Annotated in this window: 22 protein-coding genes and 1 tRNA gene; 5 read left to right on the forward strand and 18 right to left on the reverse strand. The window is 62.2% G+C overall.

Features of this window, described 5'->3' with window-relative positions:
- Positions 1 to 129 precede the first annotated feature (129 nt).
- The 9 genes from F788_RS0104640 to F788_RS0104680 all read right to left on the reverse strand — a co-directional run bounded on the left by F788_RS0104640 (position 130) and on the right by F788_RS0104680 (position 11587).
- Positions 130 to 1164: an ADP-ribosylglycohydrolase family protein gene (locus F788_RS0104640; RefSeq protein ID WP_019592854.1), complete on the reverse strand. Its 1035-nt coding sequence runs from the start codon at positions 1162 to 1164 to the stop codon at positions 130 to 132.
- 214 nt (positions 1165 to 1378) lie between these two features.
- Positions 1379 to 2020: a HEPN domain-containing protein gene (locus tag F788_RS0104645; protein WP_019592855.1), complete on the reverse strand. Its 642-nt coding sequence runs from the start codon at positions 2018 to 2020 to the stop codon at positions 1379 to 1381.
- 116 nt (positions 2021 to 2136) lie between these two features.
- Positions 2137 to 4962, reverse strand: a complete 2826-nt coding sequence (locus F788_RS13900) for a DEAD/DEAH box helicase (protein ID WP_155984428.1) — start codon at positions 4960 to 4962, stop codon at positions 2137 to 2139.
- Complete coding sequence (locus F788_RS13600; protein WP_231372021.1) at positions 4955 to 5998, reverse strand: EH signature domain-containing protein; 1044 nt, start codon at positions 5996 to 5998, stop codon at positions 4955 to 4957. Before F788_RS13600 ends, F788_RS13900 begins: the two co-directional genes overlap by 8 nt.
- A gap of 392 nt (positions 5999 to 6390) precedes the next feature.
- Positions 6391 to 7278 (reverse strand): OmpA family protein, encoded by an 888-nt coding sequence (locus F788_RS13605; protein ID WP_019589416.1) that lies wholly within the window; start codon positions 7276 to 7278, stop codon positions 6391 to 6393.
- Entirely contained in the window at positions 7275 to 9014 is a 1740-nt protein-coding gene (gene zorA, locus F788_RS13905; protein WP_155984429.1) for an anti-phage ZorAB system protein ZorA, read from the reverse strand. The genes F788_RS13605 and zorA overlap by 4 nt, the downstream gene beginning before the upstream one ends.
- Before the next feature lie 463 nt (positions 9015 to 9477).
- Entirely contained in the window at positions 9478 to 10134 is a 657-nt protein-coding gene (locus F788_RS0104670; RefSeq protein WP_019589418.1) for a YajG family lipoprotein, read from the reverse strand.
- A gap of 16 nt (positions 10135 to 10150) precedes the next feature.
- Positions 10151 to 11191 carry a YafY family protein gene (locus F788_RS0104675; protein WP_026332707.1) on the reverse strand — a complete coding sequence of 347 codons (1041 nt, stop codon included), beginning with the start codon at positions 11189 to 11191 and terminating at the stop codon, positions 10151 to 10153.
- Positions 11192 to 11302: 111 nt separating this feature from the next.
- The gene (locus F788_RS0104680; RefSeq protein WP_019589420.1) at positions 11303 to 11587 is read right to left on the reverse strand and encodes a hypothetical protein; all 285 of its coding nucleotides are present in this window, start codon (positions 11585 to 11587) and stop codon (positions 11303 to 11305) included.
- Positions 11588 to 11729: 142 nt separating this feature from the next.
- Between F788_RS0104680 and F788_RS0104685 the strand changes: the two genes are divergently transcribed.
- Positions 11730 to 11933 carry a hypothetical protein gene (locus F788_RS0104685; RefSeq protein ID WP_019589421.1) on the forward strand — a complete coding sequence of 68 codons (204 nt, stop codon included), beginning with the start codon at positions 11730 to 11732 and terminating at the stop codon, positions 11931 to 11933.
- Positions 11934 to 11948: 15 nt separating this feature from the next.
- Here F788_RS0104685 and F788_RS0104690 read toward each other — a convergent pair whose 3' ends face one another.
- The 4 genes from F788_RS0104690 to F788_RS0104705 form a co-directional block, all read right to left on the reverse strand.
- The gene (locus F788_RS0104690; protein WP_019589422.1) at positions 11949 to 12599 is read right to left on the reverse strand and encodes an SOS response-associated peptidase; all 651 of its coding nucleotides are present in this window, start codon (positions 12597 to 12599) and stop codon (positions 11949 to 11951) included.
- A 162-nt stretch (positions 12600 to 12761) separates the two neighbouring features.
- A complete protein-coding gene (locus F788_RS0104695; protein WP_019589423.1) occupies positions 12762 to 13730 on the reverse strand; it encodes an HD domain-containing protein in 969 nt (322 codons plus the stop codon).
- On the reverse strand, positions 13720 to 14907 hold the full coding sequence (locus F788_RS0104700) for a tyrosine-type recombinase/integrase (RefSeq protein ID WP_019589424.1): 1188 nt from the start codon (positions 14905 to 14907) through the stop codon (positions 13720 to 13722). Before F788_RS0104700 ends, F788_RS0104695 begins: the two co-directional genes overlap by 11 nt.
- A 43-nt stretch (positions 14908 to 14950) precedes the next feature.
- Complete coding sequence (locus F788_RS0104705; RefSeq protein WP_019589425.1) at positions 14951 to 15172, reverse strand: hypothetical protein; 222 nt, start codon at positions 15170 to 15172, stop codon at positions 14951 to 14953.
- A gap of 158 nt (positions 15173 to 15330) precedes the next feature.
- On the opposite strand from F788_RS0104705, the gene F788_RS0104710 reads away from it, so the two are divergent.
- The 3 genes from F788_RS0104710 (at position 15331) to F788_RS0104720 (ending at position 17548) form a co-directional block, all read left to right on the forward strand.
- Positions 15331 to 15540, forward strand: a complete 210-nt coding sequence (locus F788_RS0104710; protein ID WP_019589426.1) for a CopG family transcriptional regulator — start codon at positions 15331 to 15333, stop codon at positions 15538 to 15540.
- A gap of 265 nt (positions 15541 to 15805) precedes the next feature.
- Positions 15806 to 15882 (forward strand) — tRNA-Val (locus F788_RS0104715).
- Between the two features lie 136 nt (positions 15883 to 16018).
- Positions 16019 to 17548 carry a phospholipase D family protein gene (locus F788_RS0104720; protein ID WP_019589427.1) on the forward strand — a complete coding sequence of 510 codons (1530 nt, stop codon included), beginning with the start codon at positions 16019 to 16021 and terminating at the stop codon, positions 17546 to 17548.
- A 19-nt stretch (positions 17549 to 17567) separates the two neighbouring features.
- On the opposite strand, the gene F788_RS0104725 is transcribed toward F788_RS0104720, so the two are convergent.
- On the reverse strand, positions 17568 to 18158 hold the full coding sequence (locus tag F788_RS0104725; protein ID WP_018870381.1) for a cyclopropane-fatty-acyl-phospholipid synthase family protein: 591 nt from the start codon (positions 18156 to 18158) through the stop codon (positions 17568 to 17570).
- A gap of 119 nt (positions 18159 to 18277) precedes the next feature.
- Between F788_RS0104725 and F788_RS0104730 the strand changes: the two genes are divergently transcribed.
- The gene (locus F788_RS0104730; protein ID WP_018870382.1) at positions 18278 to 19129 is read left to right on the forward strand and encodes an ion transporter; all 852 of its coding nucleotides are present in this window, start codon (positions 18278 to 18280) and stop codon (positions 19127 to 19129) included.
- Here F788_RS0104730 and F788_RS0104735 read toward each other — a convergent pair.
- The 4 genes from F788_RS0104735 to zipA are packed head-to-tail and all read right to left on the reverse strand — an operon-like array spanning position 19126 to position 23137.
- On the reverse strand, positions 19126 to 19446 hold the full coding sequence (locus F788_RS0104735) for a nucleotidyltransferase family protein (protein ID WP_018870383.1): 321 nt from the start codon (positions 19444 to 19446) through the stop codon (positions 19126 to 19128). The genes F788_RS0104730 and F788_RS0104735 overlap by 4 nt on opposite strands.
- Entirely contained in the window at positions 19439 to 19831 is a 393-nt protein-coding gene (locus tag F788_RS0104740) for an HI0074 family nucleotidyltransferase substrate-binding subunit (protein ID WP_018870384.1), read from the reverse strand. The genes F788_RS0104735 and F788_RS0104740 overlap by 8 nt, the downstream gene beginning before the upstream one ends.
- Positions 19824 to 21953: an NAD-dependent DNA ligase LigA gene (gene ligA, locus F788_RS0104745; protein ID WP_019589428.1), complete on the reverse strand. Its 2130-nt coding sequence runs from the start codon at positions 21951 to 21953 to the stop codon at positions 19824 to 19826. Before ligA ends, F788_RS0104740 begins: the two co-directional genes overlap by 8 nt.
- Positions 21950 to 23137, reverse strand: coding sequence for a cell division protein ZipA (gene zipA / locus F788_RS0104750; RefSeq protein WP_019589429.1), 1188 nt, complete (start codon positions 23135 to 23137; stop codon positions 21950 to 21952). Before zipA ends, ligA begins: the two co-directional genes overlap by 4 nt.
- Between the last annotated feature and the right edge of the window lie 18 nt (positions 23138 to 23155).

Raw genomic sequence — 23155 nt, forward strand, 5'->3', positions numbered from 1 at the left:
AAGGCTGGGCCCACACACGCACCCTGGTCTCGAACAACTAAGGGCAGCTCACCCGGTGACCCTCCCGCGTTAGCGAGCCCATGAAGATGATCGCGACACTTCACCGACAAGGGGATCCGTTGGATGATCTCAGCGATCATCCGTCGCTGATGATCGAAACCAACCGTCTTGCGACAGCCCCGGACGATCCACTGCCGACGGATCACCCGTCTCGCAAGGCCCCGAGGGAGTTCCACCAGAAAGGCGCAACAAAGCATCGCCCAGACCGGCCAGCCGGTCGTACTGGCTGAGCCGGGCACGCCACTGCGCCGGGATCCCTGCCTCCCCGTAGTACGCCCCCGCCAATTGCCCGTAGATCGCGGCGGTGGTGTCGGCGTCGTGGCCCAGATTGGCCGCCAGCAGCGTCCCCTCGCGGAAACCCCCACTGCGGTCAAAGGCCCACAGGGCCGCCTCCAGACTCTCGACCACATAACCCGTCCCCCGGATCTGCGGTGGATCCCGATGGCGAAAGGAGCCCTCGGCGATGGCCTGGACGGCCGGTTCCAGCTCATCGCCCGGACCGAAGCCGGGGAGCGCCTGCCAGGGCCGCTCCAGCACCTCGGCTCGTTCCGCCCCTTCCAGAACGGCAAGGATATAAGCCGTCCACAGACGACAGGCATCGAGACATTCCGCAGCCGCGTGCGTGGTCCGGGAACTCACACGGGCGGTTTCATGGGCCCGGGCCGGGGTACGGCGGTAGGCCAGCGGGACCGGAACCAGGCGCATGAGCGAGCCGTTACCCGCCGCTCCGGGATCCTCCGAACCACTCAACGGATTGCCGGAGTCTTCGTACCGCGCAAGCGCTGCGCTCACCGTGTTCCCGATGTCGAAGCACCGCCCCGTACTGCTGGCATAGCCTTCGCGCCACCAGCGGACGTAACGGTCCATCTGATCGTGCGCATCGAAGCCTCGGCACTCGACCAGGCTCTCCGCCAGCGCGATGGCCATCGAGGTGTCGTCGGTCCACTGCCCCGGTTGCAGCCCGAACGGCCCGCCTCCCACCATGTCGGTGATGGGTTCAAAGCTTCCCGGCTCGCGAAACTCCAGTGTGGTGCCCAGCGCATCGCCGCAGGCCAGACCCAGCATCGCGCCCCGATAACGCTCTTCGATTGTCAGCACCCTCATCTCCCCGAGTCCGTGGCGGTGTCGCTTGCCCACCGCGGGAACACTGCATAGATCCGATCCCACCGAATGCGGGCGTTCGGCCACTGGCGCGAGCGTTATCACGAAACATGCGCTGCCCCGACAACATGTTCGGTCGAGCGATCAGTTTGAGGCCAGTCCAGTACTGGTCAGACGCGAACCTATCCTCGGGCAAGGGCGACGATGGACCCCAGGTTCAATGAACGGGATAACAGGCATCCCCCCAATGCTCCTGCGCATTATCCAGCATGATCTCAATGACCGCCGGAACCAGGTCCCCCATGATCCGATTGGCATCCCGGAGCTGCTCGCGGTTCACCGAGCTACCCCAGGTCGCCCCACCATGAACGAGCTGGTTTCTGAGCGTATAAAGACGCTGGAACACGATCGCGAGAACGGTGCCGGTATCCTGTTGCGCGAGTGCCGCGTGCGCGGCTCGCCGAGCTGCGGCGAACCGTTCCTGCCAATCCTCACTTCCTTCCACACGATTCTGGCAATCCCAATAGGTCTGAAACACATATTGGTTGTTCAGCAAGAGACGGATGGATTCGGAATACTGCCGCCAGACCAGGTCGTACAGCCGCCTCCCGCCATCCAGGTCACTCAAACGATGCAGGAATTCCCGCAATAGCCGGCTCTCCCCGACGCGCTGCTCCCCGAAGTCGTTAGCGTACGCGGCATTGAACGCGATCCACAGGAAGATGAAACGTCCGTCCTCGTCATCGCACATCTCCGACCGCTTGAGCCAACTCAGCGCACGGTGAATCCGCAGGGCGATTCCTTCAGCATGCCGATCTCGCTCCGCTCGCTGCCTTTCTTTCAGGTATTCATGCGACACAAGCGATCCTTCCCAAGCACATCGGCTTTTCACTCGAAGTGAACCGCACCTCTCCCGAAATCGGCGACCTACTCTTTAACACCAACCCTCCCCCGCCGGGTAGCCAATCTCCACCCCTACGCGCCATGCGCAGACTCTTTCCAGAGATCCGCGAGATCATCTTGAGTGACTTGCGACGGGGCCATCACTTGATGGCTAAGGCCCCGTTTCCGCTCTAGAAGATGGTGCAAGGTCACATCAAAACTCCGATCACCCAAATCAGGATGCAATGCCATCGGATAGTATATATGCACCTCCCGCTCCTGACCAATCCGGTAAACACGATCCGTACATTGGTCCTCTACCGCCGGATTCCACCAACGCGACAAATGTATGACATGATTAGCGGCCGTAAGGGTCAGTCCGACGCCACCCGCTTTAGGTGAGAGGAGCATCACATCGAACTCCCCTTCAGGGCGACTCTGAAACGCATTCACTGCACGCTGCCTGTCTTTCCCTCCAATCCGGCCATTGATCCGCAGGGGTGGGTCCGGCAAACGATACCGCTCCTCCAGATACGGGATAAGAGCGGACTGCAGGTCAAGAAATTCGACAAAGACCAGCGCTTTTTCTCCTTGCTCGTGAATCGCGTCCAAAGCTCGCATAGTAGCCCGCAGACGCGCGGAACCGTTCACAATATCCTCGGTCAATCCCGTCTCATCTAAATTGTCCGCAAGTAACGAGATCTTCCGGAGCTGCTGGATCGCTTCGAGTACGGCGCCGGGGGTTCCACGCCCCTGCAGTCCCTTATGCAATGCGACTGAGTACGCTTCCGCCTGTCGTGGGGGCATCACTTCACGAAGCTCATACGCGCTTTTTTCAGGCAGCCCAGCAAGGTGATCGTCCTTCGATCGCCTCAAAATCGCTGGAGGGTCGACTTCTTCTTCAAGCAGAGCACGAAGCGCTCTCGCCTGCCCGGTATCCCCTTCCTCTTCAGCCGGCTTCTGATAGCGTTCCCTGAACTCTCTAAGCGACCCCAATAGACCGGCATGCGACGCATCCATCAGAGACCAAAGATCGGAAAGACTGTTTTCTACGGGCGTCCCGGTTATGGTCACCACAAAGTCCGACTGGAGAGATTTCGACATCTCGGTCATCCGAGATTCCGGATTCTTGATTTTTTGCGCTTCGTCAAACCCTACCACGGCCCAATCCACCGGAAGAAAGGTGTGGATCCGGTCTCGAAGCGTTTCATATGTAGTGAGGACCCAGTCGGCTTCCTGCAGGCGTTGAGACCGCCGACGCAGCCCTTCTGTTTCTAATTCTCGAAGCCCGCTGCCGAACGCTTCAATAGGCTGGCCTAAACCTGGCCGGACCAAATGTCTCTCTTGCTCACCCTGCCAGTTTCTCAGTAGGCCTGTCGGAGCCACGAGCAAAAACGGCTTTCTCGGATAATCCCCCGAATCCATTTGTTCTTGCACCCAGGCGAGGAACGCTAGCATCTGCAACGTTTTACCTAGTCCCATATCATCGGCTAGCAGAACGCCTGGAACACCCTCCCCCCACGCTTTCTGGAGCCAGTACAAACCATCCCTCTGATGCGGATACAGACCTTTCGTCTCCAGCGCACCGGGTATCCCTCCCGCCTGCCCCGTCCGGCGAATTCGTTTTACCGTATAACCCAACTCTTCCAGATTATCGATAAGTATAGGCACCAATTCCCGATCCGCTTCCTCCTCGCTCGACTCATCCTCCCGGGCGTCTCGTGCGGCACCTTTCGACTTACTGGTCACAAACCGGCCAAGAGTTTCAAGGTTGCTTTCATTCGCCGGCAGATGGATCCCTTGGTATTCAATCGAGTCTCGACCACTGGCAAGCGCCGCTTCCATCTCACTATAGAGGTTCGGAGCGTCATCCAGATCTAGGGATACGAATTGATCACCGAGGAGAACACCAACCCTTTGCTCACTGGTGAATCCATCACTTTCCTGTGGAAGCCATTCCGCCCCCAAATTCGAAACGTATGCACACAGTTTAGGATGCCACTCTCCCAGACACGCTACCCGGCCACTAAGAAATCGAGGTTGCTCAACGAAAAGCCCTTCTAGCGTCCCCTCGTCGAATTCGCCGCTCAGTTCATCCCGCAAAGCAGCGTGCGGATTGGCGATGAATGCCCGACGCGAAGTAGCGGATTGCTCTTGCATTTGACGCACCACCGAAAGGGCTCGCCTAGTCGTTTCTGGCACCACGACATACCACCCAGCCCCCAAAGCATAATGGCCACTTGCATCTGAAATTCGTCGGAAGCGCTCCGCGAAAATGCCTTGGCGTGTCTCTGGCAAAGCTTCTTCCAGTTCACCACGCCGCCCATCTTGGTCAGCGCCCCCTGCGCGGCTCAGGAGGATAGGATCGAAACTTGCATCCTCTCTTACATCTAACGTAAAACAGTCCGCCCTAACGAGTTGTATCGTCTGGAGTTGCTGATCGACCACGGAATCTTCTGGCAACATTGCCTTAATGGCCGCCCAACGGGCAAAACGACCATCCATGTCAGAGGGCGATAGATCCTCATATTCATCGATTGCCTGGAGAATGCTGTACATTGGATCGAGCAAAACGTAATGCCGCGAGCCCGTCTTCAGGAGCGCGCCATCTTTCTGTCCGCCCATTACCGGTTTTCCATCATGGCGGAGCAACCGCGACTTGAGCTTGAAACTACTACTTGCAATCAACCCCTCTCCTCGAATTTCCAGCCGAAAAGGGCTGGATTCGGGTAGTCCGAGGGCACGCAATTCCCACGGTGCAAGTCCCGCAACCCTCTCATCACTGACAAACAAACCATCCGCCTGTTCGATCGCTAGTCCTTCGTTGATAAGAGCACCGGCAATGGTCTCGCCTGCATGCTCACGGGGCGACAGCACAAATCCCCCTTCGCGCTTTATCCAGTTGCCCTGCTCAGTCATATGGCATCAAGTCCCTCACCGAGAACCGAATCCCAGTCTCCCCGCGAATGTACCGTTCTAGCTGATATTGCCAGGTGCCATACTCAGCGGCGTGATGCCGCTGTTCAAAGTCCGCACCGGAGACCATTTGCGATCGATAATAGCTTGACTTGTAAAAACGCGGAACAGACTCCGAACCCTCATGCCAGACGCGCACCTTAGCAGTGTGGTTCCATTCGGTCACAACTAGATTCGCAACACGCAGAATCAGCACTGCGTGGTCGCTACGTACACTTTCTCCGCTTTCAAGGTTTGCAAATGAACCGCGCGGCAGATTGAGCCTGCTCTGTGCCTCCTGCCTGAGTTTCCAGCCAAGAACAACCCAGGCATCGGTAATATGCCCCTCGCGAAGATAGGCGCCCCAGAAGGCATTTCGATATCGCCATTGCCGATCAGCACCGGATTCGCCACGCTGGACCTGGTCACTAATCAAATGGAAAAAGCCGTCCAGCGTGGTCTCGACCAACCATCGACGCATGACAGATTGAGCGACAGCGCCAACTCTATTCCATCTTATGGGTTTGAGGCGAATATCGCCTAATTGCTGCAACAAAAACCTTTTAATCGCATCCTGCATCGGATTATCCGGATCACGTCTTTCAAAAGGCTCCAGCAGTGCGTCAGCCAAAAACGGTAACAAATTAGGGAACAAAAATTCGGATGCGTGAACCTCCGACCCGAACCCTAAACTCAATCGCCGGACTAATTCAGAAACACCCAGCGTCTCTTTCTGTAAATCGTGTCTAATGCCCTTTCCGACTTCCGCGAAAACATAGTAAACGAAATTCGACTGTCTAAGAGCCCCCGCGAGCCCCAGCTCCTCTAGGAACGCACTCCCATTCATTTCAGATTGTCCGTACGCGTCAGCCACTCGCCGATGCCCCTCGCGACCCAACACTCCGAACTCTTCGTGCAGTGAAAGCAGGGCATTGGCGCGAAACGACTGCGCCGACCGCAAACCAGCAACAACGGCCTCGCTCAATTCGTTCAGCTTCACACAATTCGGATCGTAGTTATATAGGTACGCGTTCCCGGCATTAGGGAACGTTCGTCTGGTTCCCTTGGCCGCCAATAATTTCACGTACCATTCAAGGAAGCGAGGGCTTGAAGCGAGAGCCCCCCCGTCCGGATGAAACTCCCCAAAGACCGCCCACGGACTCAATCTCAATTGTCGAGGCCGTTCAACGATCCTTGTATCACCATCATGGAAAGCCGCCCAGAGAACTCTCCCGACCTCCTGTAGATCGTCGCTTGGTGGAACGGTTACCGGGCTCCCGAGGAACTGCCGCTCAATCTGAGCCTCTGCCTTCTTCAGGTGCGGCTCGCCCCGGTGAAATGTCGGAGGTGCTGGCACGCGAATCTGGAGGAACCGGCTTTTGAGACCAGAACTCATTCAACGATGCCCTCACGCAGCGCGTCCCTCACCTCGGAATCGTCCGTCCGAGGCGACTCCATGATGAAGCGAAGATCAATCCGACGGTTCTGCTGGTCGGGCGTGGGCGTGTCATACTCCCTACCCGGTAATGGGCGAGAGGCTCCGTATCCTGCAACACTTAAGACTCTTTGTCCGCTTTGGTTTGTCACATCTCCCAATATTGGAGCGACATCGACAAATTCCCTGTATGCACGTATGGCGCGATTGGCGGATAACTCCCAGTTCTGGTCGATTCCATCTCGGATCATTGGCACATTATCGGTATGTCCCTCTATGAAGCTCGCCTCCAATGTGCCCAATGTTTCTGTCTCGCAGCCATGCTCAATAGCCTCTTGTCGCCCAATATCGGTGTAGCAAGGAACGATCTCGGCCAAGATCTCCGCGATAGTCACAGCATTATCGCGTGCACGATCTCCTAAGGATGCAGAACCACTTTCGTATTCAATCGCACGCTCATCCAGGCGCAAAACACCATGATCGTAGTCGACAGTCACCTGAATCTCTTCCTGGAGCAAAGCACTCTGCAACTCATCAAGGAGGCGTTCACGCAAGTCCTCTCTCCCACTATAGGCACTTACCAACGACTGGAGATCTCGCTGGTCTGCTCGCAAATCATCCCGCTCTTTCTCAAGCTCGCGCTGCGTCTCCTCCAATGTCTCCTGCTCTTCCCTCAAGCTGTCGTATTCAGCCTGAGCCTCCCCTTGCGCGAGTTGAAAATTAATGACAAACGCCATTAAGGTAATCACGAAAACGAACAGCAACCCTGTCATTATGTCCGACACGGACATCAGATAACTGGCGCCGTCATCGGCAACCCGGTTACTAGTCGCTAGATCAGTCATCTTTGTTCAACATTGACAGTTCCGAATTCTTCGATTGCTTCCTCGAGCTGGCGCACAGCACCTGCAAGCTTCTCCACCACACGCGCGGCGTGTTCATCGAGGCCCTGCACGTAGCGATTGGTGGATTCTTGATACTCTGACAGGCCCTGCTCCAACTCCTTGAAGACCTTTTCCAGCGAAGCATCGATATCCTTGAATCGTTGCTCATAAGCTTTCCATGTTTCGGTCGTGGTCTGCTGCGCGCCTGAAAGTCGATTTGTTGCCTCTGAAATCTGCGCCGACGCACTATCAATACCGGAAGCCGCGTTTGCCACACGGTTTCCAGTCTCGACGAAAGTTTGGCCCGCCTGTTCGAAGGGTTCTTTGATTTTGGCGAGCGCAACGTGGGCCGCCTCTACGGAGGCGAGAAGCTCTCCCATCTTTTCCTTGAGATCGTGAGAATGAGTAGTCGTCTCACGAATGTCTGCAATTGCGCGACGTAGTTTTGCAACGGAATCGTCGAACCGCTCCACTATTTGGTTCATATTCTGGGTGGTCGTCTCAGTCGCGGCGCGAAGCTCGCGAGTCATTTGGGCAACAGTCTCACCGACCTCGGTAACGAGATCGTTGACCACGCTAGACAGGTCTTCCTGTATTTGCTTGCTACTATCGCTGAGGGTGTCGGATAGCTGTTCAATGGTGCGTTGCGACGCTTCCTGCATTTCCTGGTGGCTTGACGACATGGTCTTGATTTGCCTTTCTAGGCTATCGTTCAATCCTTGTACCGTGCTAGCGAAGGCTTCCATTTCGCGGCCCGCAGCGGAGCTAATGGAATCGGAAAACTTTTGGATGAGACGCTCTAGGGTGTCATCGGCCGTGCGTTTCTGATCTTGACGCATCTGTTTAAGCTCTAGTGCGACACGATCCATGAGCGGTGCCAATTTCGATGTAACACGCTCATCGAGCGCCTCGGAGATCTGGAAAGCCAGATCATTACCGAATGCCTGCAACGCCGCACGCTGCTGCCTTAACTCCCTTAGGGACTCCTCAGTGATACTTTCCTGAGTCACCCTGCCGAGCCGGAAATCAAGGGCTTCCACCCATTCACTGCAGAGCTGATCAAACTGATGAACTTTTCGTTTCTCCCACGAAGAAAATGCGATGGAAGACACAAGCCCTACGATTGAGGTGATGAACGCCAAGGCAGCACCACTTAGCAAAGCCGATAGTGCGTGTTGCGCCTGGCTCACATCGTCGGCAGCCAAGCCATGACTGGCCTGGCCAATACCGATAACGAGCCCTACAAAGGTGCCGAGGATACCCGTACCAGTCAGCAAATTGGGAAGAGCATTATAGATACGAAGATTGACTCTGGGCTCAAGAAGGTTTTGGCGGTTAAAGTAGCTGTCGGGAGGGGCTGTATTTTTGATTATAGGCTGATCAGAAGTTGCATCGGGATCATCAGGAAATATCAGGGTTTCGCAGAATTCCGACCAAGCATGCCGCAGCAATGTGCTCCTTCGGAATGCTTCATCGATATCAAAGAAATTTTGAGCGAATTCGGCCTGCCCCCACGCACCCTCGAGCACCTTGATAGATGCACGAAAATCTTGGGTTAACGGGTCAATTCGGCTTGTAAACCGGAACGTAGCGATCACGGCCCAGAGAATGATAGCGCCCGAGATCACAGCAATGCCAGGCAGAGAGGTTATAACGCCCAGCGATTGGATTAGTTGCGAAGCTTCCTGAGTCTGCATTCAGTCCTCGATGTAATAATACTGTCGCAGATAAAAAGCGGGCCGGAGCCGCTTTCAATTCACAGAGGAGATGTTATCTCGAGTAAACTTCTTAACATCTTCATATTTATGGTGCACCTACTTCACGTGATCGGTTGGAAATTATTTATGGCCTGGCCTGCTCTTCGTGAGAGAGCTGCGACGGGCGGCATCGTGTCGCATTGCATGGCGAGATTGATTCTGAGGAGTCGCCTTGATTATATGGATTTGGGCGGCGCCGGGGCCGGTCTTCCAACTCATGGTAACTGTGTCGTCCGGAGGCCGTCAGACTTGCGAATCGCGTCGTGCGTTTACTAACGTTTGTAAGGTGTTGGCGAAATCGGAGCGAAGGACATTGATCGACTGCTGCACTAGGTAACTTTCCTTACCGGACCCACGGACGCAGGTACGGAGGTCACTCGACCAGATTGAATACGCGCTCATTCTACTCGCCTTCCGTGATCACGCCACGGTCTCGGAGCCGCCGAAGGGCCTCTATATCCGCTTCCAGCTCGCTCGATGTCTGACTTTCCGAAGGGCCGGCAGCGATGGCCTGATGCAGTCGCTCATCGTCCAGGGCCTCGTCGATGGTCTCCCACAGGGTCCTCGTCAGGATCTCTTCCAGCTTCTCGATGGACGCAAAGACGCCGCCACCCGCACCGCCCTCGACATTGCTCGCACGAACCGAATTCTCGTGGGCGATCTGCCGGGAACCGGGCTCCAACACCGTGACATTCAGTCGGGAGTGCGCCTCACGCCGCATCACCTGGTTGGAATCCAGGTGTTCGATATCGACCTCCATGACGAAATCACCCTTTCCTTCCTCCGCCAGCATGCCGCGCTGCTCCAGCCCCATAATGAACTGGCCGCGGACCACATCGGATACCGGATCTTCGGTCTCGAGCGTCTGCAATGGATTCCCGAAACCGCCCCGAATCGCGCCCAACCAGTTCGCCCCGTGCTGCCGACTATCGGTGACCCCCCCCATCTCGACGTTGGCCTCGCCGACCGATTCCGATTCGGGGCTTGAAGCCGGATCCAGCGTGACCGGCGTGGTGGTACATCCAGCCACCAGAAAGCCGCCCAACAGGACCACTGCCATTCGCGTGATGCTCACCCTATTCCCTCCCCCCTCTTGTGGTTCTATAAGCCATCCTCGCAGATTCCAGTTCCTGAATCATCGCGTCCCGTAGTGCCCTCGGTTCCAGGACCTCGACACTGGCACCCAACCCCAGCAGCCACCACTTCAGGCGTGCGGTGTCCCGGACGGTGGCGGTAACCCGGGAGCACTCGCCGTCCCCTTCGGGCTCAATGGTCTGATCCTCCGACAGGCGAGCCTCGTGCAGGTGGTAAGCCAGCGCCGGACTCACCCAGAGTTCCAGGCGAATGGTGTCGCCCTCGGGATAATCGAACACGCCCTCCTCAATGAACTGGTCGAGATCAAAGCCGGCGTCCGGATCGCGCGCCGGCACCTCGGTCAGCGCCGCGGCCTCGATCCGATGTGCGGCGAGATGCAGCACGTCCTGATGCGGTTCGATCGTAGCCAGGAGGTAGGTGACCGGCTCGCGGAACACCAGCGCCAGAGGGTGAATGCGGTGGTCTCGCACCCGCTCCTTCGAGCGCGAGCGGTAGGTGATGTCGAGGCAGCAGCGTTCCAGCAGGCCCTGTTGCACGGTCGCGAAAACGCCTTCCGGGATCGGCGGCGGATCCAGTGGCGGACCGTTGGGAAGAATGCGCACCCGCTCCGGCCACAGACTCAGGCCGGACGACTGACCCGTGGCTTCCAGCACCTCCCGCGCCCGCGCAACCTGCGGCGCCAGCCGTTCCCGGGCGGACGGCGGCAGCAGGCGCGCTGCGTTAGCATCCAGGATCTGCAGGGTGAGTGCTGTCTCGGGATCGAGCGCGGGCACATCCTGCAGCGGGGCGTCGGCCAGCCAGTACCAGCCATACGGACGGTCCCGCTCGTCGCGTCCCAACGGCAGAAACGCCGAAAGCGATTCCAGGTCCCGTTCGATGGTTCGCAGGGTCGTATCCAGTCCCCGCGCCTGCAGGCGTTCGACCAGTTCCGGTGCACTCACCCGGCGGGGCTGTCGAGGCACCATGCCCAGCAGCAGCATCCGCCGCTGCAACGTCGCGCGCATTCCGTTGCCCTGGGTCATTTCCCGTCCACCCCCTGCCCGTCTGTTGTCCCTCTCACAGTGGAGCCTGCCAGCCGGTCATCACCGGCGCAAAGATTCGACGCTCGAACACCGAAGCAGGGGCACGCCCCATCAACGTAGCTCATCGACTTCATACCGAATGCGCCCGTCCGTATCGCGAATCCGCGTCGGCGCGGAACCCGGGCCCTCCTCCACCGTGCCCAGGATCCGACCGTCCGCACCGCGGATGTAGGTCGGGCCCGGAGGCTGCTCGTCGATGTAGCCGGTGATGCGGCCGTCAGCATCCCGGATCAGCGGCTGCCCGGGTGAGGGGTAGTCCCGCTCGGGCGGCGACGGCACGGCACACCCGGTCAGCGCAGCGAGCAGTAAGGCACAACCGCTTTTCAGAACGTCCATGACACCCCCGGCGAATGGATTTCCCCTTCAGGGTGGCCCATCCGGACGTCCGTTTCTGTCGCCCGGCCGAGCGAACATGGCCTGAGATGTACGGGCCGAATGTGCATACCCGTCCGAATCGCCTCCGGAAGCGAGTGAGCCCATGTCCGACGAAATCGCCTTTGAAGAACTGGTCCTGCACCCCGAGTTCGTCCGCATCCAGGACGGCTCGCGCGTGGTCCTGCTGCACGAAAGCGAGTTTGTGCAGATGCTTGCCGCACTCAACCAGTACGAGGCCCTGCGGGACCACCTGGGCGGCGATCCGCTGGTGGACGCGGACCAGGAACGGGACGAGGAACGCGAGTAAAGGCGCCGGGGCCCGTCAGGCGATCGCTTCGATCAGCGACGGGTCGTCCTCGGCGGGCCGGTTCACCCGGGTGGACACCGGGTGATATCGGAGGGCGTCGGGATTCAGGCGCTGCGTCCGTGCCCGGATGGCCTCCCGCTCGGTGAGTGCCGCGTCGAGCCAGTCCCAACGGCAGGATGCATCGAGCACCAGGGGCTTGCGCTCGTGGATGTGCGCCAGACGATCCGATGCGGGTTCGGTGATGATGGCGCAGCAGGCGCCACCGTCGGCGGTGGGTTCCCAGATCCCCGCCATCATCAGCACGTCCTGCGGCGCGTCTTCAGCCAAAGTGATGTAATACGGCTGCTTCCCCTGCTCCGTCCGCCGCCACTCGTACCAGCCATCGGCCAGCACGATGCAGCGGCGATGGGCGAACGCCGAGCGGAAATACGGACTGGTGGCCACTTTCTCGGCCCGCGCGTTGATGGGCCGCGGTCCCTCCTCCACCCGTTGCGGACGAAAGCCCCAGAACATCGGCTGGAACGCGGCCCGTCCATCGTCGCCCGCCCGGAACCCTTCCAGCTCCGTCCCCGGCGCGACGTTGTACCGCGGTGCGTCGAAACCCGTATCAACCGGTACCTGGAAATAGCGCATGGCCAGCTCGCTGGTCGCGCTGTAACGCGTCATTCGTCCGCACATGGAGCCAGCATGCCACGAGAAACCGGGCGAGCCGTAGGCATCGCCCTCGTATCGCCCTCCGCCGACATGCTCATTCGAAGCCGCATCTCCGAAGTTTTCGATTGCCCAAAAGAAAAGGCGGGGACTCGCCCCGCCGTTTCCTACAGCCCATTAAGCACTCCCCAGCCAGCCGGCCGGGCGTTCCGGATCCCTCGGGGGCATCCACACCGCGCGCCCGCCGCAGAACCGATGCCAGTAGCCCTTACGGCCCGCCTGAAGTGCCCGCTGCGCAACATCCGCCTGAGCGCTGCACTGGTCGAGCCCCCGCACCAGGGCCGCCATCGGGGCGCCATAGGTCTCGCCGCTGCGGTAGGCGGCAATGGTGAGCCAGAGCGCGTCATGCGCATCCCGGTCCCGCTGCCGCAGCGCGGCCATGGGGTCCTGCAGGTGATATTCGATCAGCCGCTCGTGGCGCTTTTCCGGAATACGGTGCGCGTCCGGGACGGCGCACTTCCCCACATCGTGAAAGAGCGCCAGCAGGATCCCGGCTTCCCGCATGCAGGTCGCCACGCTCATCCGCTCGGTGGCCACGGAGACCGCTTCGGCCACTTCCAGACTGTGATTCAGCAGACCGCCCCGCTCCGCATGATGACAGTGCCCCGAGGCCGTGCCAGTCACGAAGCTGATGGCGAAGTCGGGGTCGGCAAAGACGTCCCGAACGAACGCGCGATAGCCTTCGGTCTCCAGGCCTTCAACCAGCTCGATCAGGCGGCCCAGGTCCTCCGGATGCGGCGCGCGGTGCGCCGGCAGAAGGTCCAGCGCATCCCGTTCGCACGGCGGTTGACCGTAATCCGGGTGCGCGACCAGCACCCGTTGCCCTTTGGGCGTGTCCGCCGTGTGCAGCGAGAGGTCCCGGAGCTGGCCGTCGACCAGACCGTGGCCGGCCCAGTCACCGCACCGGGCAAACGCCCCGACCCATCCAGAAGAGTCATACAGGCGCAGCCTCAGGTACGGCTCACCGCTCGGTGCCGTCCCTTTTTCGAAGATCTCCACTCGTGCCGACAGGTCCACCGGTTCGTGGCAGGCGATGTCGTCGAGCTCCACGAACATCTTGAGGTCTTCCACGGTTTCAGCCTTCATGTTCCACCTCCCTGCTGCTGTCGACCGTCCCGCCCTGCAGGCGCATGCGCAGGAGCTGGTCGATGGCGGATCCGTCCTGGCGGGTCAGGTTGGGCACGTAGCGCGAATACACCGTGAACAGCATCTTGGTGTTGGAATGCCCCATCTGCCGGGCAATCCATTCCGGGCTCTCGCCGGCCGCCAGCCACAGGGTCGCGGCCGTATGCCGCGTCTGATAGGGATTGCGGCGCTTGAGTCCCGCCTTCTTCAGCGTCGGGTACCAGACCCGGTTGTTCACGTTGCGGTACGCAATCGGATACCCGTACCGGGTGGAGAACACGTAGCGGCTGCGGTGGGTCTCCGGGCGCTGACGCATGGCCTCGCGTTCCTCCATGAGCGCCCGGTACACCACGTCGGACATCTGGATCGTCCGCGTCGACCCGTCGGTCTTGGTCGTGGTCTCCTCGCCCTGCACCCGGGCCGACTGCACCAGAATCTCCCGACGATCGAAGTCGACGCAGTCCCACTTCAGCCCGTCAATCTCGGACGTCCGCATGCCGGTGAAGAAGCGGACCAGGAAATACCCACGCCACTCCGGCGGCGCGGCGTCCAGGAACCGCTGGACCTCCTCCAGCGAGAACGGATCCACCTGCGAACGCCCGATCCGCATGGGCTTGATGCCCTGAAACGGCGTGTTAAAGTCAAAGCGGTCGGCGGCTTCCTCCAGAATCTGCTTCGTTACGTTCAGAATCTGGTTGATCCGAGACGCGGACAGCGCCTTCCCGGTATCGCGGTTCACTTTGGCGAGTTGGGCGCGATACTGGAGAATTTCGGATTTCTGGATGTCGCCGACCTTTCGGTCCCCGAACTGCGGGACCACGTGCTTCGACAGGATGTCGGTCACCTTCGTCTGGTACGAGGACTTCCACAGCGGAGCGTTTTCCGCGAACCAGGTGTCACTGAACTCCCGCATCGTGGGCTGATCCGCAGATGCCTCGGGACCGCTCTCCTGCGAAACGACCGCATCCGGCTGCGCGAAGCGCTGCGCATTGCGGCTGTTCGGGAAGGTCTTGGCGTAATCGAAGACCCCTACCCGGATTTCAGCCTCCACCCGCTCCAGCAGTTTCGCGACCCGCTTTCGGTTCGCAACCGTGTCGGTCATGGCCGTGTACTCCCGGCAGCGAACCCCCTGGTACATGAAGTCCAGGAACAGGCGGCCCGTTTCCTTCCTTACACGAACACTACCCATTGGTCTTACCTCCGTTGGCCATCGGGGTCGCGGCCACCGCGTCGGTGAACATGTCCTCTTCGATCGTTTCCCAGATGTAGAGCACCTTGCGGCGCCCGAACGGCCGGACGTAGTGCCGTCCTTCCGAGAGGCACTCATGCCGCAGGACGTTGTTGACGTAGCGAGGATTGAGGTGAAGCTTCTCGGCAAGCTCTGCCGAACTCAGATAAGTCATCATCCATCTCCTTTTGTCGGTGTATAGCCGCTATACGGCCATGTCTTAAGTGTATAGCGGCTATACGTCGGAGTCAAGTAAATAGGCGCTATTCGCTATACGGCTATACGGACGCGCGGGTATACTGCCCGGAATCGAAGCCGACGACAGATCTCTCCATGAAACCCTCCAAGACCCATCAGAAGCAGGTGAACATCCGGCTGGACGACGAGACGCTCGACCGCCTGGATGAATGCCGCTCCGATCTCAGAGATCAGTTCCCGAATATCCCGACACGCTCGGATGTCGTTCGGATGGCGATCGAGGAATTTCTGGAGCGCCGTGGCAGAGATGGCCACCCGCCCTCGGAGTCATCGAACGACCGTTAAGGCCCAACACGGTGGTACTCACTTCTGCTCTTCCACCTCGGCACCGAATCGGCCCAGCCCCGTTCGATTTAGGCACATGTAAGGCCCACACAAGGCCCAGGCAGCAGAACCAGCGATGACCCGTCCGAAACCGGGCAGTCCATGATCAACGCGACATGTGCCACAATAGCCAGAACGCCGCTCGAAATAGCTCTACGAATCCGATACTTACAGCATCCTTTGACACACCCGAAAGACGCTGTAGAATACGCGTCTCGGACACGACAGGCGCGTAGCTCAGTTGGTTAGAGCACCACCTTGACATGGTGGGGGTCGGTGGTTCGAGTCCACTCGCGCCTACCAGATTTGTGAAAGGCGAGCCCGACCTGGTCCGGCTCGCCTTTTTTTCGCCCGGAACCCGTACATCGGGTCGGGCTGCCGGAGATCGGGGCGGTCAGACATGGAGTCCAGGCTCAGGGCGTTGGTAACGGGGCTTGCGGTGCTGTTGCTGGCCTCCGGCTGTGCGTCGCTGGAACCACGCGATGACCGCCCCGCGAATCCGCCCGCCGCACCGGCCGACGAAGGCCCCCTCGCCGAATGGATCACGCCCCAGGTGGATGCATCTCCGGGGAAATCCGGATTCCGTCTGCTGGATGATGGCGTCGAAGCCTTTCAGTGGCGGGCCTTCAGTGCGCGCAAGGCCGAAGATCGGCTGAGCATTCAGTACTACATCTGGCGCAACGATGCCGCCGGCCGGGCCCTTCTCGGCGAGCTGCTGCGCGCGGCCGACCGCGGGGTCAATGTCTCGGTACTGCTGGACGACATCGATGCCCGTGGCCGCGACGACATCCTCGCCGCCGTCGATCAGCACCCCAACATCGACATCCGCCTGTTCAATCCCTTCCGCACCCGTCACGGGATGCTCGGCAAGGGACTGGAATTCCTGACCCGGGGTGTTCAGCTCAACCGGCGCATGCACAACAAGGCCTGGGTGGTCGACGGCCACCTGGCGATCATCGGCGGGCGCAACATCGGCGACGAGTACTTCGAGGCCAGTCCGGAATACAATTTCGCGGATCTGGACGTGGCGATCGTCGGGCCAATGGCCGCCGAGGTGGAGGCCTCCTTCCACGATTTCTGGAACAGCCAGGGTGCCATCGGCATCCAGCGTGTGGTCTCGCGTCTCCCGGATCCGCCCCGGCTGCAGGAGCATCGCGAGGCCCTGCAGGAATGGCTGTCGACACAGAACGACCACCCGCTGCTGCAGAAGGCCCCGGCCGGGCGCCTGCCCCGCGGACATATCGACGATGACGAGGCCTATGTCTGGACCGCGGCGGCGGACTTCGTGGTGGACCCGCCCGCCAAGGCGCTGGACACCGCGGGTTTCGATCCCGAGCGGGATGGCGGGGTCACCCCGGCGCTGCGGGCCCGCTTTTCAGAAGTGCGCGACGAGCTGCGTATCATCACGCCCTATTTCGTGCCGCAGCGGCGAGGCACCCGGGAACTGATCGAGATGGCGGAGCGTGGGGTTCGTATCAGCGTGCTGACCAATTCGCTGGCCTCCAATGATGTGGTGTTCACCCACAGCGGATATTCACGCCGCCGACCGACCCTGCTGCGGGGCGGCGTGGAGCTGCACGAGCTGCGCCCCACCGCCCTGCCCAACGGCGAGGAACGGGCCAGGCGCTGGGGCCTGGGCTCTTCGCAGACCAGCCTGCACACCAAGGCGTTCGTGATGGACGGCCACGAGGCGTTCGTCGGCTCCTACAACCTCGATCCGCGTTCGGCCTACAGCAATACCGAATCCGGGGTGTTCCTGCGCGAACCGGCGCTGGTCGGCCAGGTCGTGGACCTGCACGAGCGGATTATCCAGCCCGAGTTCGCCTACCGGGTCGAGCTGGACGCCGAGGACAACCTGATCTGGAGCGACGACCAGGGCCGCACGTGGCGGCGCGATCCCAAGGCCGGCCACATGCGTCAGATCCTTTCGGATCTCACCATCCTGTTCCCGGTGGAGAGCCTGCTGTAATCCCCGCGGGCAAGCCCGCTCAGGACGGACGCCGGCCGACGACCTGCACCACCGCGCCGCGACCGGTGTGATAAACCCCTTCGATCACCTCGCGCTCCAGCTCGTGGGCGTAGTCGAACTCGAGGCCATCGAGTTCCTCGCTGAGCGCGTTCAGGTCCATCATCAATTCTTCCACCGGCGGGCCACCGGTGCCGTGCGCCAGCTGTGCCGGCGTGTACGCCTCGAGGATGAAAGTCCCGCCGGGGCGCAGCCCCTGCACGACATCGGCATGCACACGGCGACGGATCTCCGGTGGCACGTGACAGTAGATCGACACGATCACATCCCAGCTTTCGGGATCAATGCGGTAGTCCGCCAGATCGGCGACCTCGGTCCGGATACTCACCCCGCGCTCGGCCGCCAGCCGTTCGGCCTTGCGCAGGCCCACCAGGGAGCTGTCGACCGCGGTCACGTCGAAGCCCTGTTCGGCCAGATACACCGCGTTGCGCCCCTCGCCCTCGCCCAGGCACAGCGCATCTCCGGGCGGCAGGGTGGCCACGGCCTCGCGCAGGAAGTCGTTCGGCTCGGTGCCGTAGGCGAATTCCTCCGTTGAATAACGATCATCCCACATCATCAACTCCTTGCATGTTCCGGGCTCCATTGCCGGGCGCGCGGGTTTGCCCTACTCTTTGCGCGCCCGGCAGTCACCCGATTGCTTCTTCATACGTTCGTTTTCACGACCAGGCCACCATGACCGAGACCGTAACCCTGCGCGGCCGCCTGACGGCCCTGATCGAAGCCAATTACACCCAGCGCTTCATCATCGGACTGATCCTGCTGAACGCCCTGACCCTGGGGCTCGAAACCTCGCATGCGGTGATGCAGGCGATCGGCCCCGTGATCAACAGCGCCGACGTGATCATCCTGTCGATCTTCACCGTCGAGGTCCTGACCAAGATGTTCGTCTACCGCCTGCGGTTCTGGCGCAACCCCTGGAACGTGTTCGATTTCTTCGTCGTTGGCATCGCGCTGATCCCGGCTACCGGCCCGTTCTCGGTGCTGCGCGTGCTGCGTCTGCTGCGTCTGGTCTCGCTGGTGCCCAAGCTGCGCTTCATCGTCGAGGCGCTGCTGCGCGCGATCCCGGGGATCATCTCCATCATCGGGCTGTTGCTGCTGATCTTCTACGTGTTCGCGATCATCGCCACCGGGCTGTTCCGCGAAACGCATCCCGAGATGTTCGGCAGTCTCGGCGCGACCATGTACAGCCTGTTCCAGGTCATGACCCTGGAGGGCTGGTCGGAAGACGTGGCCCGGCCCGTCATGGAGGAGCACCCCTGGGCCTGGGCGTTCTTCGTGCCGTTCATACTGATCGCCACGTTCACCGTGCTCAACCTGTTCATCGCCATCATCGTGGATGCGATGCAGCGCATGCACGACCGCGCGGTGGAAATCGAAAAGCAGGCCATCCACGACAGCGTTCACGAGGAAAACAAGGCCCTGCACAACGAACTGCAGGCCCTGCACGAGGAGACCGGCGCGCTGCAGGAACGCCTGTCCCGGATGCAGAACCTGCTGGAACAGCGAGCGCGCGACGGACGCTAGCCGGCCTCCCCGGTCCCGGTCTCCGACAGCGGCACGCATTCGGGCCGGATGCGGGCCGCGAACGCCTCCGATATGCGGTGCAGATCCACCACATCCACCGGAAACGGCAGATCCGACTCGGCGAGGTCGGCCTCCAGTTCCCCGAGGATCGCGAAATCCAGGGCCTCGCCGGCATCCACCAGCAGGTCCAGATCCGAAGCGGGCACGCTGTGCCCGGTAGCGCGCGAGCCGAACAGCCACACCCGTGTCCCCGCGGGCAGATGCCGGTGCACGAGACGCTCCACCACCTCCCGCTGAGCCGGCGCAAGATCAACCATCCGGATGCTCCAGCTTCTCGATCAGGGCCTGCACGGCGGGCAGAAACCTTCGCGCAACCTCGTACACCTCTTCCGCCACGGCCTCGTTATAGGTGTGGGAGGTCATGTTGCGCGCCTTGTGAAAGGCAAACCACGGCGCGGCATCCTCGATCAACTGCCGCGTTGCCGCCAGACGAAACAGCTCCCGACGACTGAGCGGCATCACCGCCTCGCGCCCTTCATCCTCGACCAGCCGCCGCTGCAGCAGCTTCCACGCCAGGTCGAAGCTGTATTCGAAGCGCTGGATGGTCGCATCGCGCATGAACTCGTCCTTCGGCTGCGCCAGCGCCCGCTCCAGCAAGGCGGCCGCGTCGCGCAGCGGGGTCACCAGCAGACCGTCACTCATGCACTGCCCCTTCCGTGGCTTCCGGCTCGGCCAGCAGATCCTCGCCCGCCAGCAGCCGGGCCAGTTCCTCCGGGCCCAGCACCGGGACGCCCAGCGATTCGGCCTTTGCGACCTTGGAACCGGGGTCGGCCCCCGCGATGACCGCGCTGGTCTTCTTCGACACCGAGCCGGTGATCCTGGCGCCCAGCGCCTCCAGGCGCGCGCGCGCCTCGTCGCGGCTCATCTCCTCCAGGGTCCCGGTGAGCACGAACGTGCGGCCCGCCAGCGGGGCCTGCGCGGCCTCGTCCCCGGCGTCGCCGGGCGGGGCCGCCGCCGGCTCCGATTCCGGCCAGTGCACGCCGGCCGCACGCAGGGCTTCAACCACCTCGCGGTTATGCGGCTCGGCGAAGAAATGCACGATGTGTTCGGCCACCACCGGCCCCACGTCCGGGATCGACTGCAGGATCTCGGCATCCGCCACCATCAGCGCATCCAGGTCGCGGAAATGCGCGGCCAGGGCTTGCGCGGTGACTTCGCCGACCTCGCGGATGCCGAGGGCGAAGATGAAGCGCGCCAGCGTGGTCTCGCGCGCGGCCTCCAGCGCGCGCACCAGGTTGTCGGCCAGTTTCGGCCCCACCCGTTCCAGCTGCTGCAGGGTCTCCCCATCCAGCGCGAACAACTCCGCCGGGGTGCGTACCCGGCCGCTGTCGACCAGCTGCTCGATCAGCTTCTCGCCGAAGCCCTCGATGTCCATGGCGCGACGCGACACGAAGTGCTTGAGCGCCTCGCGTCGCTGCGCCGGGCAGACCAGCCCGCCGGTGCAGCGCGCCACCACCTCGCCCTCGGGCCGCTCCACATGCGAGCCACATTCCGGGCAGGCGGCCGGTAGCTCGATCGGGCGGGTCTCCGCCGGCCGCTCGCCTCCGGCGCGACCCACCACCTCGGGGATCACGTCCCCGGCGCGGCGCACGATCACGCGGTCGCCGATGCGGATATCCTTGCGCTCCACCTCGTCCATGTTGTGCAGGCCGGCGTTGGACACCATCACCCCGCCCACCAGCACCGGCTCCAGCCGCGCCACCGGCGTCAGGGCCCCCGTGCGCCCCACGTTGAACTCGACGTCGCGCAGCGTGGTGGTCCGTTCCTCGGCCGGGAACTTGTGCGCGATCGCCCAGCGCGGGGCCCGCGACACGAACCCCAGCACCTGCTGGTCGGCCAGATCGTCCACCTTGTACACGATGCCGTCGATCTCGTAATCCAGATCGCGCCGGCGCGCGGCCAGATCCTCGTAATAGCCCAGGCAGCCCGCCACCCCGGTCACCACGCGGCGCTCCGGACACACCGGCAGGCCGAGATCGCGCAGGGCGTCCAGCACCGCCGACTGCCGCCCCGGCAGCGCCCCGCCCTCGACATGCCCCACGGAATAGGCAAAGAAACTCAGCGGCCGCCGGGCCGTCACCTTCGGGTCCAGCTGGCGCAGGCTGCCGGCGGCGGCGTTGCGCGGGTTCATGAAACCGCGCTGCCCTTCGGCCTCCAGGCCCTCGTTGAGGCGCAGGAAATCGGCCCGGCGCATGAACACCTCGCCGCGCACCTCCAGCACGGCCGGGATCGTGCCCCCCACGCCCTGCGCCCCGGCCGGATCCAGGCGCAGCGGCACCGGGCGCACGGTGCGCATGTTGGCGGTCACGTCCTCGCCGGTCTCGCCGTCGCCGCGGGTGGCGGCGCGCACCAGCACTCCGTCCTCGAACAGCAGCGAAATCGCCAGCCCGTCCAGCTTGGGCTCGGCCATGTAGGTGACGGCCTGTTCGGCACGTGCCGGATCACCGGTGTCGCGCGCCAGGCGCTCGCGTACCCGCCGGTCGAAGTCGTGGATCTCGTCCGCCTCGAAACCGTTGGCCAGCGACAGCATCGGCAGGCGGTGACGCACCGTCGCGAAGCCCTCGGCCGGCTGCGCGCCCACGCGCTGGGTCGGCGAGTCCGGGGTGATCCATTCGGGATGCGCGGCCTCCAGCGCCTCGAGCTCGCGCAGGAGCTCGTCGTATTCGGTATCCGAGATCTCGGGATCGTCGTGGACGTAGTAGCGCCGGTTGTGGTGTTCGATCTGTCGGCGCAGCGCCTCCAGGCGCTCGCGGTCGGCGCTCATTGCGTCCTCCCGCGACGGAGGATGTCGGGCCGGTTGCGCAGCAGCCACTGGTTCAGGTCCTCGCGCATGTGCGCCAGGGTCTGGTTCGTCGCCGTCGACTGCTGCGCGTCCAGGATGGTGCCCCCGAGGTCGCGTGCCAGCGCGTGCGCGTTCTCCAGCAGTGCCTCGAACGCACGCTGCGGATGGGCACTGTAGTGCACCTGGGTGAACAGGGTGACGCCGGGGGTCATCATGTCCGCCAGGTCCTCGTCACGCAGGGTGCCCGGCGCCACCATGTTGGCCACCGAAAACAGCGGCTGCCGTTTGTCGCTGGCGGGTTCATGGTAGTGGTAGATGTCCATCGCCCCGGGCTTGAGACCGGCGCGATCCAGCGCGGCGCCCAGCGCCACGCCGGTGAAGGGCTTGTTCCGGGGCGCGACCACGTGCAGCAGCAGGATCTTCTCCTGCAGCGAGGCGGACGCGGCGCGCGGGTTTTCGCCCGCCTTCCACGGATCGGACACGTATTCGCCCAGCGATTCCGGATCCGGCCGGTCCGGCTCCTCGATCAGATCCGGATCCACCTCGTGGTCCGGGTCCAGGCGTTCGCCGACCGGGCCACGCGACTTGCGTCCGCCTCCCGGCATGCGTGCGCGCACGGCGTCCAGACCCTGGCGAGTGACGGCGATCAGGCGTTCCATCGGCGACGGCTTCGCATTCCGGCGACGCTGGGACGCCGGGGCCGTCCCGCGCCCGGGCTCGGGGTCGGGGTCGGGGTCGGGCTCGGGCGCCGCCCGCAGGTCGCCGCCGTAATCGGTCTCGAACCCGCGCGGGCCGGACGCACCATGGTCGGCGGCCCCGGCGCCGGGCTCTTCGTCCTCCAGCACGCCGTAGATGTCGTTGACCGGTTCCTGCGCGGAGGTCGACCCGCGCGGCGCGGCCTCGAACGGATCATCCGGATCGGGCTCCGCATCCGGGCCCGGCGAGGTCACGCCGAGATGCGGCTCGCGCCGTCCGCCGGTCACGCGGGGACTCTCGTCCAGCGGATCGGGCGCGCCGGCACGGATATGCACCGCATCATCGGCCCAGTCGCCGGCGTCATCGGCCTCGTCACGCTCGCGCGCACGCGTGCGCATGCGGTGCGTGATCCAGATCCCCGCGATCAGGACGATTCCCAGCAGCAGCAGACTCAACCGCATCCAGTCCACGAAAATTCCTCGCTCGTT

The organism is Thioalkalivibrio sp. ALE10 (assembly GCF_000381385.1).
Taxonomy (GTDB): Bacteria; Pseudomonadota; Gammaproteobacteria; order Ectothiorhodospirales; family Ectothiorhodospiraceae; genus Thioalkalivibrio.